General features: G+C 63.4%; 15 protein-coding genes. 7 read left to right on the forward strand and 8 right to left on the reverse strand.

Going from position 1 to position 16,171, the window contains the following annotated elements:
- Positions 1-105: 105 nt before the first annotated feature.
- From P6U27_RS22000 to P6U27_RS22020, 5 genes are all read left to right on the forward strand, one after another.
- Complete coding sequence (locus tag P6U27_RS22000; protein ID WP_407192583.1) at positions 106-807, forward strand: HAD family hydrolase; 702 nt, start codon at positions 106-108, stop codon at positions 805-807.
- A gap of 304 nt (positions 808-1,111) precedes the next feature.
- The gene (gene moaA / locus P6U27_RS22005; protein WP_122403864.1) at positions 1,112-2,146 is read left to right on the forward strand and encodes a GTP 3',8-cyclase MoaA; all 1,035 of its coding nucleotides are present in this window, start codon (positions 1,112-1,114) and stop codon (positions 2,144-2,146) included.
- A gap of 290 nt (positions 2,147-2,436) precedes the next feature.
- The gene (locus tag P6U27_RS22010; RefSeq protein WP_122403865.1) at positions 2,437-2,976 is read left to right on the forward strand and encodes a TRAP transporter small permease subunit; all 540 of its coding nucleotides are present in this window, start codon (positions 2,437-2,439) and stop codon (positions 2,974-2,976) included.
- The gene (locus P6U27_RS22015; RefSeq protein ID WP_407192584.1) at positions 2,973-4,574 is read left to right on the forward strand and encodes a TRAP transporter large permease subunit; all 1,602 of its coding nucleotides are present in this window, start codon (positions 2,973-2,975) and stop codon (positions 4,572-4,574) included. Before P6U27_RS22010 ends, P6U27_RS22015 begins: the two co-directional genes overlap by 4 nt.
- A 231-nt stretch (positions 4,575-4,805) precedes the next feature.
- The gene (locus P6U27_RS22020) at positions 4,806-6,095 is read left to right on the forward strand and encodes a M20/M25/M40 family metallo-hydrolase (RefSeq protein WP_209294621.1); all 1,290 of its coding nucleotides are present in this window, start codon (positions 4,806-4,808) and stop codon (positions 6,093-6,095) included.
- A gap of 58 nt (positions 6,096-6,153) precedes the next feature.
- Here P6U27_RS22020 and P6U27_RS22025 read toward each other — a convergent pair whose 3' ends face one another.
- Positions 6,154-7,605 carry an ATP-binding protein gene (locus P6U27_RS22025; RefSeq protein WP_407192585.1) on the reverse strand — a complete coding sequence of 484 codons (1,452 nt, stop codon included), beginning with the start codon at positions 7,603-7,605 and terminating at the stop codon, positions 6,154-6,156.
- Between the two features lies 1 nt (position 7,606).
- Entirely contained in the window at positions 7,607-8,281 is a 675-nt protein-coding gene (locus P6U27_RS22030; RefSeq protein ID WP_122406733.1) for a response regulator transcription factor, read from the reverse strand.
- 202 nt (positions 8,282-8,483) lie between these two features.
- On the opposite strand from P6U27_RS22030, the gene P6U27_RS22035 reads away from it, so the two are divergent.
- Positions 8,484-8,720: a hypothetical protein gene (locus P6U27_RS22035; protein WP_162500332.1), complete on the forward strand. Its 237-nt coding sequence runs from the start codon at positions 8,484-8,486 to the stop codon at positions 8,718-8,720.
- A 109-nt stretch (positions 8,721-8,829) separates the two neighbouring features.
- On the opposite strand, the gene P6U27_RS22040 is transcribed toward P6U27_RS22035, so the two are convergent.
- The 6 genes from P6U27_RS22040 to P6U27_RS22065 all read right to left on the reverse strand — a co-directional run bounded on the left by P6U27_RS22040 (position 8,830) and on the right by P6U27_RS22065 (position 15,106).
- Positions 8,830-10,101 carry an NRAMP family divalent metal transporter gene (locus P6U27_RS22040; protein WP_129143106.1) on the reverse strand — a complete coding sequence of 424 codons (1,272 nt, stop codon included), beginning with the start codon at positions 10,099-10,101 and terminating at the stop codon, positions 8,830-8,832.
- A gap of 133 nt (positions 10,102-10,234) precedes the next feature.
- Positions 10,235-10,585: a hypothetical protein gene (locus tag P6U27_RS22045; RefSeq protein WP_407194471.1), complete on the reverse strand. Its 351-nt coding sequence runs from the start codon at positions 10,583-10,585 to the stop codon at positions 10,235-10,237.
- 348 nt (positions 10,586-10,933) lie between these two features.
- A complete protein-coding gene (locus P6U27_RS22050) occupies positions 10,934-12,022 on the reverse strand; it encodes a TRAP transporter substrate-binding protein (protein ID WP_407192586.1) in 1,089 nt (362 codons plus the stop codon).
- 163 nt (positions 12,023-12,185) lie between these two features.
- Complete coding sequence (locus tag P6U27_RS22055) at positions 12,186-13,274, reverse strand: TRAP transporter substrate-binding protein (protein WP_407192587.1); 1,089 nt, start codon at positions 13,272-13,274, stop codon at positions 12,186-12,188.
- A 204-nt stretch (positions 13,275-13,478) separates the two neighbouring features.
- Positions 13,479-14,615 carry an Mrp/NBP35 family ATP-binding protein gene (locus P6U27_RS22060; RefSeq protein WP_122403873.1) on the reverse strand — a complete coding sequence of 379 codons (1,137 nt, stop codon included), beginning with the start codon at positions 14,613-14,615 and terminating at the stop codon, positions 13,479-13,481.
- A gap of 53 nt (positions 14,616-14,668) precedes the next feature.
- On the reverse strand, positions 14,669-15,106 hold the full coding sequence (locus P6U27_RS22065; protein WP_407192588.1) for a VOC family protein: 438 nt from the start codon (positions 15,104-15,106) through the stop codon (positions 14,669-14,671).
- Positions 15,107-15,290: 184 nt separating this feature from the next.
- On the opposite strand from P6U27_RS22065, the gene P6U27_RS22070 reads away from it, so the two are divergent.
- On the forward strand, positions 15,291-16,163 hold the full coding sequence (locus P6U27_RS22070; protein WP_407192589.1) for an NAD(P)-dependent oxidoreductase: 873 nt from the start codon (positions 15,291-15,293) through the stop codon (positions 16,161-16,163).
- Positions 16,164-16,171 lie beyond the last annotated feature (8 nt).

The following is a 16,171-nucleotide window of genomic DNA, read 5'->3' on the forward strand; positions in this document are numbered from 1 at the left end:
TCGGCGGCCTATGTAGCCTCGTTTTTCCCGCGGGAACAGGCCTATAAAGCGATCTTATGGGCCCGCCCCTTGCGCGGATGCGACCGGGCCGGTAGCGCTTGGATCATGACCTCCTTCAAAAAGACGCGCCCGCACACCATCGTCTTCGATCTCGACGGCACGCTTGTGGATACGGCGCCCGACCTGATCACCGCGCTGAATTATGTGCTCGACCGCGAAGGCCTGCCGCCCGTGCCGATGGCCTCGGCCCGCAACATGATCGGCGCAGGCGCCCGCAAGCTGATCGAGCGAGGGCTGGAGGCCGAGGGCCGCACCGTCACCCCCGCCGACATGGACCGGATGACGGCGGATTTCATCGCCTATTATGCCGACCATATCGCGGTCGAATCCCGCCCCTTCGATGGGCTCGAGGCCGCGCTCGATCATTTCGCGGCGCAGGGCCATCGCCTCGCGGTCTGCACCAACAAGCTGGAATGGCTGTCCAAGCGTCTGCTGGACCAGCTCGACCTCAGCCGGCGCTTCGCGGCGATCTGCGGCGCCGATACCTTTGGCGTCCAGAAGCCCGATCCGACCATCTTTCGCGAGACGGTGGCTCGGGCCGGCGGGGATGTGAAGGCGAGCATCATGGTCGGCGATGCCGGAACCGACGTCGGGGTCGCCCGGCGGGCCGGGGTTCCCGTGATCGGGGTCAGCTTCGGCTACACCGACGTGCCGATTGCCGAGCTGAAGCCGGACCGGTTGATCCATCACATGCGCGACCTGCCGGCGGCCGCAATCGATCTGATGGCGACTCCTACAACTAACTGATATTACTGGGTTATTATCTATGCGCCGCGCGCCAATTGCTTGCCCCAAACGACACTTCTAAGGTCGGCCCGGGGATGTGGCGGTTCGCCGCAGTAGATGTGGATGGTTCATGCGTCGTGTCATCGCGATTGCGTTAGCGGGGGCGAACCGCACCCGCTGCCAGCTCGCCCTTCCCCGATCCGAATGCAGGCAAGCGCTGAGTTACATACACCAGCCGATTGTCCTAGCCGCGTCCGATGCTTAGATTGCGTCGACCGCACCGCTGAAAAGTGCGCCCGTCGCCGCAAGTGACAAGGCATTTGGTATGAACGGACCTTCCGTGAGCCCCCGCGCCGCGCTATCGAGCGCGATGACCGATCCGTTCGGACGGACCATCACCTACTTGCGCGTTTCCGTCACCGACCGCTGCGACCTGCGCTGCTTCTACTGCATGTCGGAAGACATGACGTTCCTGCCCAAGGCCGACCTGCTGACGCTGGAGGAACTGGACCGGCTCTGCTCGGCCTTCATCGCCAAGGGGGTGAAGAAGCTGCGGCTCACCGGCGGCGAGCCCTTGGTCCGCCGCAACGTGATGACGCTGGTGCGCTCGCTGTCGCGGCATCTTTCGAGCGGCGCCCTGAACGAGCTGACGCTGACCACCAACGGCACCCAGCTTGCGAAACACGCGCGGGAGCTCGCCGATTGCGGCGTCCGCCGCATCAACGTCTCGCTCGATACGCTCGATCCCAAGAAGTTTCGCGAGATCACCCGCTGGGGTGAGATCGACAAGGTGCTGGAGGGCATCGAGGCCGCACGCGCCGCAGGACTTGCCGTGAAGATCAACGCCGTAGCCCTGAAGAACCTCAACGAGGACGAATTGCCCGAGCTGATGCGCTGGGCCCACGGCAAGGGCATGGGCCTGACGCTGATCGAGGTGATGCCGATGGGCGAGATCGGCTCGGGCCGGATCGACCAGTATCTGCCGCTGTCGCTGGTGCGTGCCCGCCTCGCCCAGCAATTCACGCTGACGGATCTGGCCGAGAGCACCGGCGGTCCGGCCCGCTATGTCAGCGTCGCCGAAACCGGCGGCAAGCTCGGCTTCATCACGCCGATGACCCATAATTTCTGCGAATCCTGCAATCGGGTGCGCATCACCTGCACGGGGACGCTGCACACCTGCCTGGGCCACGAGGATGCCTCGGACTTGCGCAAACCTCTGCGTGCATCGAGCGACGATCTGCTGCTTGCAGATGCGATCGACCGCGCCATTGGACTAAAGCCCAAGGGCCACGATTTCATCATCGACCGCCGCCATGACCGTCCCAGCGTCTCCAGGCACATGAGCGTCACCGGCGGCTGAGGGATTCGCCAGCCGCCATCTAAGCCGCTGCTGACGCGTCAATTTGTCCATTTTCCGATTGACGGCACGTGAACCCGCTGGTTTGGTGCGACCGCCTTTGCTTGCCCGGCAACATAAGCCGGCCCGCCCGTTGGCGGTCGCGGTCAAGACGGCAAGGCGCGAGGGGAGGACTGACGCTGCAATCGCTTCGGAATGCGATCCGTGTGGTCGTGTGCCTTTTGCACGCGAGCCGAGCGATACGTGCTGAAGCCTCCCGGTGAAGTATTAGGCCGCGACGGAGAGAGAGTAAGATGCGTCCATTGCTGGCGCTGAGTAACGCCATTGACGCCCTCAACGAAAAGATTGGGTACGTCTGTAACCTGCTCGTGCTCCTGGCATGCCTGGTTAGCGCGGCGAACGCCATGATCCGCTACGCCTTCAACGACTCGTCAAACGGCTGGCTCGAGCTGCAATGGTACATGTTCGCCATTCTCGTGATGTTCGGCTCGGCCTACACCTTCAAGCGCAATGAACATGTGCGGGTCGAGATCTTTTATCTGGTCCTGTCCGAGCGTGGTCAGCTCTGGCTCGACATGATCGGCACGCTGTTCTTCCTGATTCCCTCGTGCCTCCTGCTCGCCTATCTGTCCTGGCCGTTCTTCATGCAGGCCTACAGTGTCGGCGAGATGTCGGCCAACGCCGGCGGCCTGATCCGCTGGCCGATCAAGTTCGTGATCCCCGCCGGCTTTGTGATGCTGGCGATCCAGGGCGTTTCCGAGGTCATCAAGCGTATCGCGGCTCTCCAGGGCTATGTGACGATCGACGCCAAGTACGAGAGGCCGACCCAATGATTACGCTGGAGATGATGCCGCCCTTGATGTTCGGCGGCCTGGTTCTGGCGATGCTGATCGGCTTCCCCGTGGCATTCACGCTCGCCGCGGTCGGCCTCTCCTTCGGCTTCCTCGCCATCCATCTCGGCTTCTTCGACCTCAACTTCCTTCAGGCCATTCCCGGCCGCGTGTTCGGCAGCGTGCTGTCGAACGAGCTCCTGCTCGCGATCCCGTTCTTCACGTTCATGGGCGCCATATTGGAGAGATGCGGTCTCGCCGAGGACATGCTGGATTCGATGGGCCAGCTGTTCGGCCCGGTCCGCGGCGGCCTCGGCTATTCCGTGATCATCGTCGGCTTCATTCTCGGTGCCATCACCGGCACGGTGGCGGCGCAGGTGATCGCCATGGCGCTGATCTCGATGCCGGTGATGATCCGTTACGGCTACAACATGCGCTACATCACCGGCGTGCTGGCGGCCTCCGGCACCATCACTCAGCTGGTGCCGCCCTCGCTGGTGCTGATCGTGCTCGCCGACCAGCTCGGCAAGTCGGTCGGCGACATGTATCTCGGCGCCTGGGGCCCCTCGGTGTTCCAGATCGTTCTGTTCGCCGGCTACACGTTCATTCTCGGCCTGATCAAGCCAGGCCATGTGCCGGCAGTGCCGCTGGAGGCGCGCACGCTGACCGGGTGGGCGCTGTGGAAGAAATGTCTGAAGGGCATCATCCCCTCGGCCGTGCTGATCTTCGTCGTGCTCGGCACCATGATGATGGGTCTCGCGACGCCCACCGAGGCCGGCGCGATGGGCGCCGTCGGCGCGATCGTGCTCGCCGCGATCCACCACAAGGACTTCTCCTCGACGGACAACAAGATTTTGCTCATCGGCGTGATCGCGGCCGGCATCGGCACCATCGTCGCGATCCTGTACAGCGAGAACTTGATCTTCAAGATCGCCTTCGCGGTGACCTATCTGGCGATCGCGTGGATCTGCATTCGTGCCGCGCGCATCCCCGACCTGCGCGACCTGATCACGCAGGGCTACCAGTCCACCATGCGCCTCACCTGCATGGTCACCTTCATCCTGATCGGGTCGACCTGCTTCTCGGTGGTGTTTCTCGGCGTCTCCGGCAGCGTCTGGCTCGAACATCTCCTGACCTCGCTGCCCGGCGGCGTCTGGGGCTTCCTGATCTTCATCAATCTCTTCATCTTCTTCCTGGCGTTCTTCCTCGACTTCTTCGAGATCGCCTTCATCATCCTGCCGATGATCGCGCCGATCGCGCAGAAGATCCTTGCGCCGGTGGTGGGACCGGACGCGGCCCTGATCTGGTTCGGCGTGATGCTCTGCGTCAACATGCAGACCTCGTTCCTGCATCCGCCGTTCGGCTTCGCGCTGTTCTACCTGCGCGGGGTCGCGCCGAAGGAAGTGAAGAGCTCCGACATCTATTGGGGCGCCGTGCCCTGGATCGGCTTGCAACTGATCATGGTGCTGCTGGTGATCATCTTCCCGTCCGTGGTGACGGGCCTCCTGGACAAGCCGCTCAACGTCGATCTCGACAAGGTCAAGATCGAAGTGCCGCAGATCGAGCTGCCGCCGCTGGATCTCGGCCCGCCGCAGAAGTAGGTGGTTCTACCAGCAAGCGCCGATCCCCTCTTCTCCCCTTGTGGGAGAAGGTGGCCTCTCTCCGCGCATTTGACTCGCAGTCCGACTCGCGTAGGCAACCCCTCGCCCAGCCTCGCTATCGCGAAGCCACCCTCTTCCCCACGAGGGGAGAGGGTGCAGCACCGCCGCGCGTGACAAGCGCCGCGAACACAGGCATATCGGGCTACTTCTTCAACCGAAGGACCGCCGCGCATGCCCCGATCGCACCCTGTTCCCTCGCTCGTCGCTCCGTTGATCGCCTCGCTGTGGCTGGCATGTGCCGCCACCGTCGCGCATGCCGAGCCGATCGCCGATGTCCATGCGCTGGCGCAAAAGGAACAGCAGCCGCTGCTCGACACGCTGCGCGATCTCGTCAACATCGAATCCGGCAGCAAGGACATCGAGGGCCTGAACCAGATCGCCGAGCGTGTTGCCGGTCAGCTCAAGCAGCTCGGCGGCACGGTGGAGATCCTGCAACCGACCGACATCTATCGCCTCGACGACACCCCCGAAAAGATCGGGCCGGCCGTGCGCGCCGTGTTCAAGGGCACGGGGGATAAGAAGATCATGCTGATCGCCCACATGGACACGGTGTACCTGAAGGGCATGCTGAAGGACCAGCCGTTCCGCGTCGAGGGCGACAAAGCCTACGGCCTGGGCATTGCCGACGACAAGCAGGGCGTCGCGCTCATTCTGCACACCGTCGCCCTGCTGCAGAAGCTGAACTTCAAGGATTACGGCACGCTCACCGTGCTCACGAACGGCGACGAGGAGATCTCCTCCCCCGGCTGGCGCAGCACCATCACACGCCTCGCCTCGGATCAGGACGTGGTGTTCTCGTTCGAAGGCGGCGGCACCGACGGGACGCTGCGTCTCGCGACCAGCGGCATCGGCTCGGCCTATCTCACCGTGCAGGGGAAGTCGTCACATGCGGGCGCACGGCCCGAGGGCGGCGTGAATGCGCTGTACGAGCTGTCGCACCAGGTGCTGCAGATGAAGGATCTGTCCAAACCCGAGCAGGGCCTGAAGCTGAACTGGACCGTCTCAAAGGCCGGCACCAACCGCAATGTGATCCCCGCCGAGGCCACGGCCCAGGCTGATGCACGCGCGCTCAAGGTGTCCGACTTCGACGAGTTGCAGAAGGTGCTGCAGGACAAGATCAAGAATCGGCTGCTGCCCGACTCCAGGGTCGACCTGAAGTTCGAGGTACGACGCCCGCCACTCGAAGCCAACGAGGCCTCGCGCCGGGTGGCGGCCCATGGCAAGACGGTCTACGGAGAGATCGGGCTATCCCTCAAGGTGGACGAGAAGGCGACCGGCGGCGGCACCGATGCGGCTTTTGCCGCGCTGCAGTCCAAAGGAGCCGTGGTGGAAGGCATGGGCCTGTCGGGCTTCGGCGCGCACTCCAACGATGCCGAATATGTGAAGCTCGACAGCATCGTGCCGCGGCTGTATCTGGCGACGCGCATGATCATGGACTTGTCCACCGGCAAGCTGAAATAGGGACGGCGCTTTCTTCCTTCTCCCTTGTGGGAGAAGGTGGCGCGAACGCAAGAACCCCTCACCCGTCTCGCCGCTGACGCGGCGCGCCACCCTCTCCCACAAGGCGAGAGGGTGTAGCGTCACTGCCGCGCCAGCTCTTCTCAACAGTCTTTAGCGCCTTCACCAACCTGAACCGAAGCGTGAACTCCGCACCGCCGCCTGCAAGGTTCTCCACCGCAACCGTGGCCGCGTGATCGTCCGCCACTGCGCGCACGATCGAGAGTCCCAGCCCCGCACCGTCGCTGCGCCGGCGGTCGCCGCGCCAGAAGCGCTGGAAGATCAGCTCGCGTTCGGCTTCCGGGATGCCCGGGCCGTGGTCACGTACGCGCACCGAACCGTCTTCGCGCACCTCGACATCGACGGAGGTGTCCTTTGCCGTGAACTTGATGGCGTTTTCCGCAAGGTTGAAGATCGCACGCTGGAGCATCTCGGAATTGCCGTGGATCTCGACCGGTGCGTCCGTGCCCTTCAGCTCGATATCCTTGTGCTGCGCAATCGCGAACGGCGCGATCGAGCCGACCACCTCGGCGCAGACGGCGCGCAAATCCGCGGTCTCGCCGGGATCGAGCACCAATGTGTCGAGTTCGGCGATCTCCAGCAGCTGGGCGACGAGGCGGCTCATGGTTTCGATGTCGGCATGCAGCGCCTGTCGTGCCGCACGGTCGTCGAGCGTCTCGATGCGCGTGCGCAGGATCGCGAGCGGCGTGCGCAACTGATGCGCGGCGTCCGCCGTGAACTGCCGCTGCACGCGAAAGCCGCCCTCGAGGCGATCGAGTGCCTGGTTCACGGCGGTGACCAGCGGCAGGATCTCGCGCGGGATCTGTGCCGTAGGCAAGCGGATGTCGGTCCGCGCCGGGCCGATATTGCTGGCCTCCTCCGAGGCCTTCCACAGCGGCGCAATCGCCCGGCGGAAGATGATGATGTCGGTGGCAAGCAGGACCAGGAGGATCGGGATGGTGATCCAACCGACCCGCCGGAAGAAGTTCGAGACGATGTCGTCGATGATGACGTCGCGGTGCGCGAGATCCTCGGCAACCTGGATGCGCACAGTCTTGCCGTCGATGTCGCGGGTGACGCCGGCGCCGGAAATGGTATCGGACAAGCGCGGCGCCGCCACCGCGGGAGAACGCCGGTGGGAGGAGAACAGCAGCCGGCCTTCGGCGTCGCGAATGTCGTACTGGTAGCGGCCATAGGCGTCTGAATAGAGGCCCTTGAGGCTGTCGGGCAGGTTGAAGGTCAACGTACCGTCCGGCTGCGCGACGATGCGCTCCGCCAGCACCTCGGCCTGGGCGCGCATGGCGTCGCGATGCAGCTGGCTGATCTCGGAATTGAGCAGCCAGAACAGTACCAGCGGCAGGAAGATCGCGACCACCGCGACCGCAACGATGTGGAGGAACACGATGCGCCAGATCAGCGATTTGAAGGTCGGCGACCTGCCATAGGACCCGGCGCCGGATCCGAGCTGGGTCACGCTATTTCTCCTCGGTCATGAGATAGCCGACGCCCCGGATGGTGTGGATCACCACCTTGGCGCCATGTTCCGCCAGCTGCTTGCGCAGTCGCGAGACATAGACCTCGACCGCGTTGGAAGCGACTTCGCCTTCGAGCCCGAAGATGTGGTCCTCGACGTTCTTCTTCGGCACGACCCGCCCCTGCCGGCGTAGCAGGATCTCGAGCACCGAGGTCTCGCGCGCGGAGATGATCCGCGGCTGGTCGTCGACGAAGATCTGGCGGCTCTCGGTGTCGTAGACGAGGTTGGCGAGACTGAGCGAGCGGCCGAGCAGCTGGCCCGGCCGGCGCAGGATCGCCTCCAGCCGCGCCACCAGTTCCTCCATCGCGAACGGTTTTACGAGGTAGTCGTCGGCACCGCTGCGCAAGCCGCTGACGCGATCCTGCACGCCGCCCCGCGCGGTCAGCACCAGCACCGGCAGCGGCTCCATCTTGAGGCGCAGCTCGCGCAGCACCGACAGGCCGTCGCCGTCGGGCAGGCCAAGGTCGAGAATCATCGCGGCATAGCTGACACTGCTCACCGCCTCGCGTGCCTCGGCCGCGCTGCCGACGATGTCGCTCTCATAGCCGGCCGCCGCCAGCCCGCCGGCAACGAGCCGCGACAGCTCGACATTGTCCTCAACGATCAGAAGGCGCATCAAAGTCCCGCCGGACAGCCCGGTGTCATTGTACGGCCTGCGCCGCATCGGCGCTCTCTTCCACTATTCCGAGCGCTTGGGCCAGTGAAAAAGCAGCCGGTTGACTAGTCAAGATCTTGTCAGCTTCATGTCAGCCGATCAGATGTGTTCCAGTGGTTGACCAGACCAGCAAATTCGGCCCCAGGACGAAAGGATGAGCTTCATGAGCAGACCGTTGAAAACGGAAAGCGAGCTGATTGCAATGGCAAGGGCCGAGTTGAAGGCTCACGCCGACTGTCCCGACACAATGACGATTTCCATCATTCGCGACGGCAGTTCCTGGGAGTTTCGAGCCAGCGCAGATCAGGCCACGTCGGATCGGCCCGGTTATCCGGAATGTGTCGCCATGCTGGTTCAGATCGGCGATCACCTCAGCAAGCAGTACGACCTTAAGGGTTAGATCACCCCCGCGCTTCGAACAGCGCGTAGCGGCTTCAGAACGTGTGTTCGAGCACCATCGTCAGACCGGCTGCGAACCCGATGACGACCAGCAATGAAAGAGTACGACTTTAAAGGAACCACGTTACTACGAGCCCGGCGCTGGCCGAGAACACGGCGGCCGTGGTGATCCAGCCGAGCGCGTTCATCCACGCAGAATTCACCTTGTCCCCCATGATCTTGCGGTTGTTCGTCATAAACATGATCAGCAGCAAGAGCGGCGGGGTCGAAAATCCCTGAACGATCCCCGACCAGACCAGGGCCTGCATCGGATTGAAACCAAGGAAGTTCAGAGCGACAGCAATCGCTGTGAGTCCGGCAATCGCCCAATAGAATCCTGGTGCTTCGCGTGGACGGGCGTGAAGGCTGGCCCTCCAGCCGAGCGCCTGTGCTAGATCGTACGCGGCGCCGGCAGTCATCACCGGTACGGCGAGAAACCCGACGCCTATGATGCCAGCGGTAAACAGCACGCTTGCGCCCGCACCAGCAAGAGGGCGCAACGCCTCCGCCGCTTGCGCAGCGGTTTCTATGTTGGTCTGGCCGTGGTCGTGGAGCGTGACTCCTGTGGACATGATGATGAAATACATGACGGCATTGGAAAACAGCATGCCGATGAGCACGTCGCGGCGGCTGCGGGAGAGCTCGGTACTGGATGCTCCGATGCGCTGAGAAAGTCTGATCTTCCCTTCCTCAATCTTCTCTTCGACCTGCTGGTTGGATTCCCAAGTGTAGATATAGGCCGACAACGAAGTCCCGATGATCGCGACGACGATGGACAGAAAGTGCCGGTCTAACCGCACCGTGGGGATGAATGTGCCAATCAAGACCTCTGCAGGATCTGGCTGAGCGAGCAGAGCGGCGGCCGCGTAGGCGAGCAGCGCCAGGGCGAGCCAGCGGAAGATCGCCCGTATGGTTGCGTAAGATCCCCACAATTGAAGTGCCAGCAGTACGACGGCGACTGCAACCACGATCCATGGAACGGGGAGCGGAATGAAAATGCCGAGCGCGGCGGCCATGCCGCCGAGATCGGCGGCCGCTTCGATCGTGTTGCCGATCATCACGCCCACCAGCACAGCCCAGAGCAGCCAGCGCGGATAGAAGTCTCGGATGACGTGGAAGAGCCCTCGTCCCGAAACTTGCCCCAACTTCGAGGACAGGTAGACGACCGTGAACATCATCGGCAGGACGACAGGCGCCAACCAGAGGATTTGTGTTCCGAATTGCGCCCCGGCGCTGGCATATGTGCCGATTGCGGAAGGATCGTCGTCGGCCGCCCCGGTGATGACGCCCACCCCTATCGACCTTGCGAGCCCTCGTTCCTTCTGGTCGTCCTTGTCGGCCATGTAATCCGCGGCACTCCTTGCCCTTTGACGTCGACAAGTGCCGGCGGCTGATCGTAGTTCCTATGCGATGACGTGGTCCGCGGCGGCCTCACCGGACCTTCCGAAGCGAGGCGCCAGGTTGCCTCCTCCTCACTTAAGCTGGCTCGATACGCTGCGACTCGAAGGCCGCTCTGAGTGCAGCCAGCTGGTCGCCTGTTGCTCCCAGCTCTGCCTCGGCCGGATCCGCAGGTAGATCCGCGTAAGCAATCGGCTGATCGAACTGGCTCGCCGTGAAGTCGTATCTCTGCCCTTCAATCCGGTTGTAGAAGTGGTCGCCGGCCGACAAGGGCGTCTTCAGTAATTCGCCGCAGAAGAGTTCTCGTATCAGCAATGCCGTGACGTTGCATTGCCCTGCCGCCGGATTATCCGCACTCCATTGGCTTGAGGTCGACAATGACCACGCCTTGCGAAGCGCCCTTTGGACGGCGTCGGGATCGAAGCTCATCGTCGTCTCCAGAGTGAGTGCCGGCGAGATATTTCGGATTATTCGATACTCACACTCTGCCACTGTTTTGCCCGACAGGTCAAACCGCTCCTGGTTCGTGGGAGCTGGTGAGCGGAACGATCCTTCGATCGAGCCGGTTCCGGAGTCGCCCTCTCCTGCATGCCGCAGCACAGACCCGCCTCCCGCGAAGACCGTTTGTACCGCCAATTTTTTTTCACGGCTTATCAATCGGTTGGCTACTGTGCATGGGGTTGTTTTTCGAGTTTTGAGTGGGGCACTCTTCGCGACGCCCAAAAAGAACGCCCCGGAGCCTTCGCTCCGGAGCGCTGCATGCGACAGATGACGTGATCAGCTCTGTGAGCGCCGCGCCATGAAGATGTCGTAGCCGACCTCGGCGACCTGGAACCAGGCGTAGCCGTCGCCCGTGAACTTGGCGAGGGAGTCGTGCACCTTCTTGAAGTTGGCGTTGGTTGCGCCAACTTCGGCGTGCAGCTCCTTGGCGGCCTTGTAGCAGGCATCCATGATCGCCGGCGAGAAGGCGTGCAGCTTGGCGCCGCCGGCGAGCAGCTTCTTCAGCGCCAGCGGATTGGCGGTGTCGTAGCGCGCCATCATGTAGTTGTTGGCATAGTGGCCGGCCTGCTCCAGCACGCTCTGGTAATATTTCGGCAGCGCGTTCCATTTGTCGAGATTGACGAAGGCCAGCAGCATCGGCCCGCCTTCCCACCAGCCGGGATAGTAGTAGTGCGGCGCGATCTTGTAGAAGCCGAGCTTCTCGTCGTCATAGGGACCAACCCATTCCGCGGCATCGATGGTGCCCTTCTCCAGCGCTGGATAGATATCGCCGCCGGCGAGCTGCTGCGGCACCACGCCGAGTTTCTGGAGCACACGGCCGGCAAAGCCGCCGATGCGGAATTTCATGCCCTTGAGATCCTCGGGCGAGTTGACCTCTTTCCTGAACCAGCCGCCCATCTGGAAGCCGGTGTTGCCCGCGAGCAGCGAGATGACGTTGTAGCTCTTGTAGAACTCGTTGAGAACGTCACGTCCGCCGCCTTGCATGTACCAGGCCTGGTTGATGCGCATGTTGGGCCCGAACGGCACGGCCGAGCCGAAGGTGAAGGTCGGGTCCTTGCCGAAATAATAGTAGGACGCGGTGTGGCCGATCTCGCAGGTGCCGTTCTGCACGGCGTCGAGCACCTGGAGACCCGGCACAATCTCGCCGGCCGCGAAGATCTGGATCTGGAATTTGTTGTCGGTCGCCTCAGCGACCATCTTGCACATCATCTCGGCACCGCCAAACAGCGTGTCGAGCGATTTCGGCCAGCTCGTGGGCATCCGCCATTTGATTTCCGGCATCGACTGCGCGATCGCGGGAGCCGCGAGCGTGGCGGCGCCGGCCGCACCAAGTCCTGTGACCTTGATGAAGTCTCTTCTCTTCATGATTTCCTACCCTGATGGATGTGCTTGTGGAGCCTTCTTGTCGAGGCTTTCCGACAGCATGGAACATCGCCGGGCCGAAAGCCATCCCGATCGCACTGCGGCAACGAAATAGCCCGGCCTCCTGCGAGGCCGGGCTATCCGGTCTTACGACTTAAGCCGTAGATCAGCCGCGGGTGCGCGAGCGGATCATGAAGCTGTCATAGGTGTATTCGGCAACCTGCCACCACAGATATTCGTCGGAGCGGTAGGCCTGCATGGCGTCGATCGACTTCTTGAAGTCGGCGTTCTTGGCCGAGGTCTCCGCCCACAATTCGTTAGTCGCCTTGAGGCAGGCCTCCAGCACTTCGTTGGTGAAGGGACGGAGCTGGGTGCCACCCGCGACCAGACGCTTCAACGCCGACGGGTTCTGCATGTCGTAGCGCGCGGCCATCCAGGTGTTGGCATTGGCCGTCGCGTTGGTGAGAATCGCCTGGTAATTCTTCGGCAGCGCATTCCACTTTTCCAGGTTGGTGAAGGCATGCACGGTCGGGCCGCCTTCCCAGAAGCCTGGATAGTAGTAGTACTTGGCGACCTTGGCGAAGCCGAGCTTCTCGTCATCGTAGGGACCGACCCACTCGGCGGCGTCGATGGTGCCCTTTTCCAGCGCGGGATAAATGTCGCCGCCGGCGAGCTGCTGCGGCACCACGCCGACCTTCTGAAGCACCTGGCCGGCGATGCCGCCGATGCGCATCTTGAGGCCGGAGAGGTCGGCGACCGTCTTGATCTCCTTGCGGAACCAGCCGCCCATCTGGGTGCCGGTGTTGCCGCAAGGGAAGCCGATCACATTCGACTTCTTGAAGAACTCGTTGGCGAGCTCGTTGCCGCCGCCCTGGTAGAGCCACGAATTCTGCTGGCGCGCGTTGAGGCCGAACGGCACCGAGGCGAAGATCGCGAAGGTCGGATCCTTGCCGACGTAATAGTAGGAGACGGTGTGGCACATCTCGACCGTGCCGTTCGAGGTCGCATCGAGGGCCTGCAGGCCAGGGACGATTTCACCGGCCGCGAACACCTGGATCTGGAACTTGTTGTCAGTCATTTCGGCGACGTATTTCGCCACCTGCTCGGCGCCGCCATAGATGGTGTCGAGCGACTTCGGAAAGCTCGAAGTCAGCCGCCACTTTACCTCGGGCGAGGACTGCGCGATCGCCGGCGAGGCCACCGCGGTCGCCGCCGCGCCTGCTGCCGACACTTTGAGAAAATCACGACGCTTCATCTCAGGTCTCTCCTTGCTGGGGCGTTTCCCCTTGACTTCTCTTCTTGCCGCCGCGCATTCCGGCGACGCGTTGGGACGCGCCGAACCGAAGGGGCTTGACTGCCGTGGGCCTTTAACACGGAAGCCCCGCTTGCGGAACGCGACAATGGCATGACGGGGCTCTACGAAAGTCGCATGTCCCCGCAGCTTGCCGCGGGGATCGGATCAGGCCGCCGCGATGACACCCTTGAGCTGGTCCCGGACCTGGCCGGCGATGGCGCGGTAGATCGCCGCATGGGGACCGTCCGGCTCGCTGTCGACGACGGGATTGCCGGCGTCCGAGGTGGCGCGAATCGCCATGTGCAGGGGGATCTCGCCCAGGAACGGTACCCCGAGCTTCTCGGCCTCATGCCGCGCCCCGCCATGACCGAAAATGTCCGACCGCGTGCCGCAATGCGGGCACTGGAAGTAACTCATGTTCTCGACGATGCCGAGCACGGGCACGTTGACCTTCTTGAACATGGCAAGGCCCCGCCGCGCGTCGATCAGGGACAGATCCTGCGGGGTCGAGACGATCACCGCGCCCTTGAGCGGCACGTTCTGCGCCAGCGTGAGCTGGGCATCGCCGGTGCCCGGCGGCATGTCGACGACGAGCACGTCGAGCTTGCCCCATTCGACGTCGCGCAGCATCTGCGTCACCGCCGACATCACCATGGGACCGCGCCAGATCATCGCGGTCTCCTCCTCGACCAGGAAACCGATCGACATGATTGCGAGGCCGAAACGCCGAAGCGGAATCATCTTGCGCTCGCCGTTCAGCTCCGGCTTGTCGCGCAAGCCCGTCAGGCGTGGCACTGAGGGGCCGTAGATGTCGGCATCGAGCAGCCCGACCTTGAGGCCGAGGTCGCGCAGGCCGAGCGCCAAATTGAGCGCCGTGGTCGACTTGCCGACGCCGCCCTTGCCGGACGCCACCGCAATCACCGCGGCGACGCCGGGGATCTCAGACTGCCGTGCCATCGGCGACCCACCGCCCTGCGGCGGCTTGTGGGCATGGACCGGCTGCACGCCAGGCGAGCCGCGGCTCGGTTGCGGGGGTGGCGGCGGCGCGGCACCCGGCTTGCGCTCGGCGGTCAACGCCACCATGACCGTGGTGACGCCGGGAATGGTGCGCACGGCGGCCTCCGCTTCGGCCCGGACCGATTCCCAGGCCCTCGCCTCGGCGGCATCGACATTGATCGAGAAGAACACCTTGCCGTCCGACGCGCTGATCGCGCTCAGCACATTGGCATGGGTGAGCGCGACCCCGCGGGGTGATTTGACCTTGGTGAGGCTGTCGAGAACCTGTTGCTGCGTCACGCTCAAAGCGCATCTCCTGGACTTGAGGATGCCCCATTAGAGCGGAAACGCCCAAAAGGCTACTGCCTGCCGATATCGTCGGCTTTTTCGGCAGGCGCCGCCCCCTGCTCCCTGGCGGCCTCGTAGTTCAGCTCGATCATGACCCCGTTGGGGTCGTGGACGAAGATCTGCCAGAGGTCGCCGCCGGGCACTTGGCGGGACTCGAACTTCATCCCCTTTGACGCCAGCCGCTGTTTCATGCCGTCAAAGCCGCGACTGACGAAGGCGACGTGGTGGACAACGCCGGAATCCGGCTTTTGTGGCTCGGCGGTCGGAGAAATATCGACGAGGTGCACCACTGGCTTGCCCTCGCTATACATCCAGGCGCCCGGGAAGACGAAATTCGGCCGTGGCCCTTTTTCCAGGCCCAGCACATCCTTGTAGAAGCGGACGGTCTCGGCCAGATTCCGCGTCCGGATGTTGAAATGATCGAGGACGCCAACGCTCACGCCGCCCATGCTCTCGCTCCCTTGTTTTGAAGTCCTTAGGTCCATCATCCTAGCACAGGAGGCCGCCAAACGAAGCCGTTGCCCTCTGCCCTCAAGGGTTTATGGTGCGCCTCCGATCCGCCCTCACCGCGGAACCCAGGCGTCCCCCGCCTGGCAAGAACCGTAAAACCCAAACTACGGACAAGGTACCACAATGGCTAAAGTCGCTTTCCTCGGTCTCGGCGTGATGGGCTTCCCCATGGCCGGACACCTCGTGAAAAAAGGGGGCCATGAGGTCACCGTCTACAACCGCACCGCGGCCAAGGCGAAAGAATGGGCGGACAAATTCGGCGGCAAGACCGCACCGACGCCGAAGGCGGCCGCCGAGGGCCAGGATTTCGTGATGTGCTGCGTCGGCAACGACAACGATCTGCGCGCGGTCACGATCGGCCCCGACGGCGCGTTCGCCGGCATGAAGAAGGGTGCGACCTTCGTCGACCATACCACGGCCTCCGCCGAGGTCGCACGTGAGCTCGACGCGGCCGCCACCAAGGCCGGCTTCAAATTCGTCGATGCGCCCGTCTCCGGCGGCCAGGCCGGCGCCGAGAACGGCGTGCTGACCGTGATGTGCGGCGGCGCGCAAGACGGTTATTCGGGCGCCGAGCCGATCATCACGGGCGCCTATGCACGGATGTGCAAGCTGCTCGGGCCCGCCGGAAGCGGCCAGCTGACGAAGATGGTCAACCAGATCTGCATCGCCGGTCTGGTGCAGGGTCTCTCCGAGGGCATCCACTTCGCCAAGAAGAGTGGCCTCGACGTCGCCGCGGTGATCGAGACCATCTCGAAAGGGGCCGCACAGTCCTGGCAGATGGAGAACCGCTACAAGACCATGAACGAGGGCAAGTACGATTTCGGCTTCGCGGTCGAGTGGATGCGCAAGGACCTCTCGATCTCGCTGGCTGAAGCCCGCCGCAACGGCGCCAATCTGCCAGTGACCGCGCTGGTCGACCAGTTCTACTCCGAGGTCGAGAAGATGGGTGGCAAGCGCTGGGATACGTCGAGCCTGCTTGCACGACTCAATCGCTGACAGCTGAC

Origin of the sequence: Bradyrhizobium sp. STM 3566, assembly GCF_045571445.1 — a bacterium.
GTDB classification, from domain to species: domain Bacteria; phylum Pseudomonadota; class Alphaproteobacteria; order Rhizobiales; family Xanthobacteraceae; genus Bradyrhizobium; species Bradyrhizobium vignae.

Excerpts from the sequence above, each read along its gene's own strand:
- P6U27_RS22000 (WP_407192583.1), top strand. The coding sequence starts at position 106 with ATGACCTCCTTCAAAAAGACGCGCCCGCACACCATCGTCTTCGATCTC.
- moaA (WP_122403864.1), top strand. The coding sequence starts at position 1,112 with ATGAACGGACCTTCCGTGAGCCCCCGCGCCGCGCTATCGAGCGCGATG.
- P6U27_RS22010 (WP_122403865.1), top strand. The coding sequence starts at position 2,437 with ATGCGTCCATTGCTGGCGCTGAGTAACGCCATTGACGCCCTCAACGAA.
- P6U27_RS22015 (WP_407192584.1), top strand. The coding sequence starts at position 2,973 with ATGATTACGCTGGAGATGATGCCGCCCTTGATGTTCGGCGGCCTGGTT.
- P6U27_RS22020 (WP_209294621.1), top strand. The coding sequence starts at position 4,806 with ATGCCCCGATCGCACCCTGTTCCCTCGCTCGTCGCTCCGTTGATCGCC.
- P6U27_RS22030 (WP_122406733.1), bottom strand. The coding sequence starts at position 8,281 with ATGCGCCTTCTGATCGTTGAGGACAATGTCGAGCTGTCGCGGCTCGTT.
- P6U27_RS22035 (WP_162500332.1), top strand. The coding sequence starts at position 8,484 with ATGAGCAGACCGTTGAAAACGGAAAGCGAGCTGATTGCAATGGCAAGG.
- P6U27_RS22040 (WP_129143106.1), bottom strand. The coding sequence starts at position 10,101 with ATGGCCGACAAGGACGACCAGAAGGAACGAGGGCTCGCAAGGTCGATA.
- P6U27_RS22045 (WP_407194471.1), bottom strand. The coding sequence starts at position 10,585 with ATGAGCTTCGATCCCGACGCCGTCCAAAGGGCGCTTCGCAAGGCGTGG.
- P6U27_RS22050 (WP_407192586.1), bottom strand. The coding sequence starts at position 12,022 with ATGAAGAGAAGAGACTTCATCAAGGTCACAGGACTTGGTGCGGCCGGC.
- P6U27_RS22055 (WP_407192587.1), bottom strand. The coding sequence starts at position 13,274 with ATGAAGCGTCGTGATTTTCTCAAAGTGTCGGCAGCAGGCGCGGCGGCG.
- P6U27_RS22065 (WP_407192588.1), bottom strand. The coding sequence starts at position 15,106 with ATGGGCGGCGTGAGCGTTGGCGTCCTCGATCATTTCAACATCCGGACG.
- P6U27_RS22070 (WP_407192589.1), top strand. The coding sequence starts at position 15,291 with ATGGCTAAAGTCGCTTTCCTCGGTCTCGGCGTGATGGGCTTCCCCATG.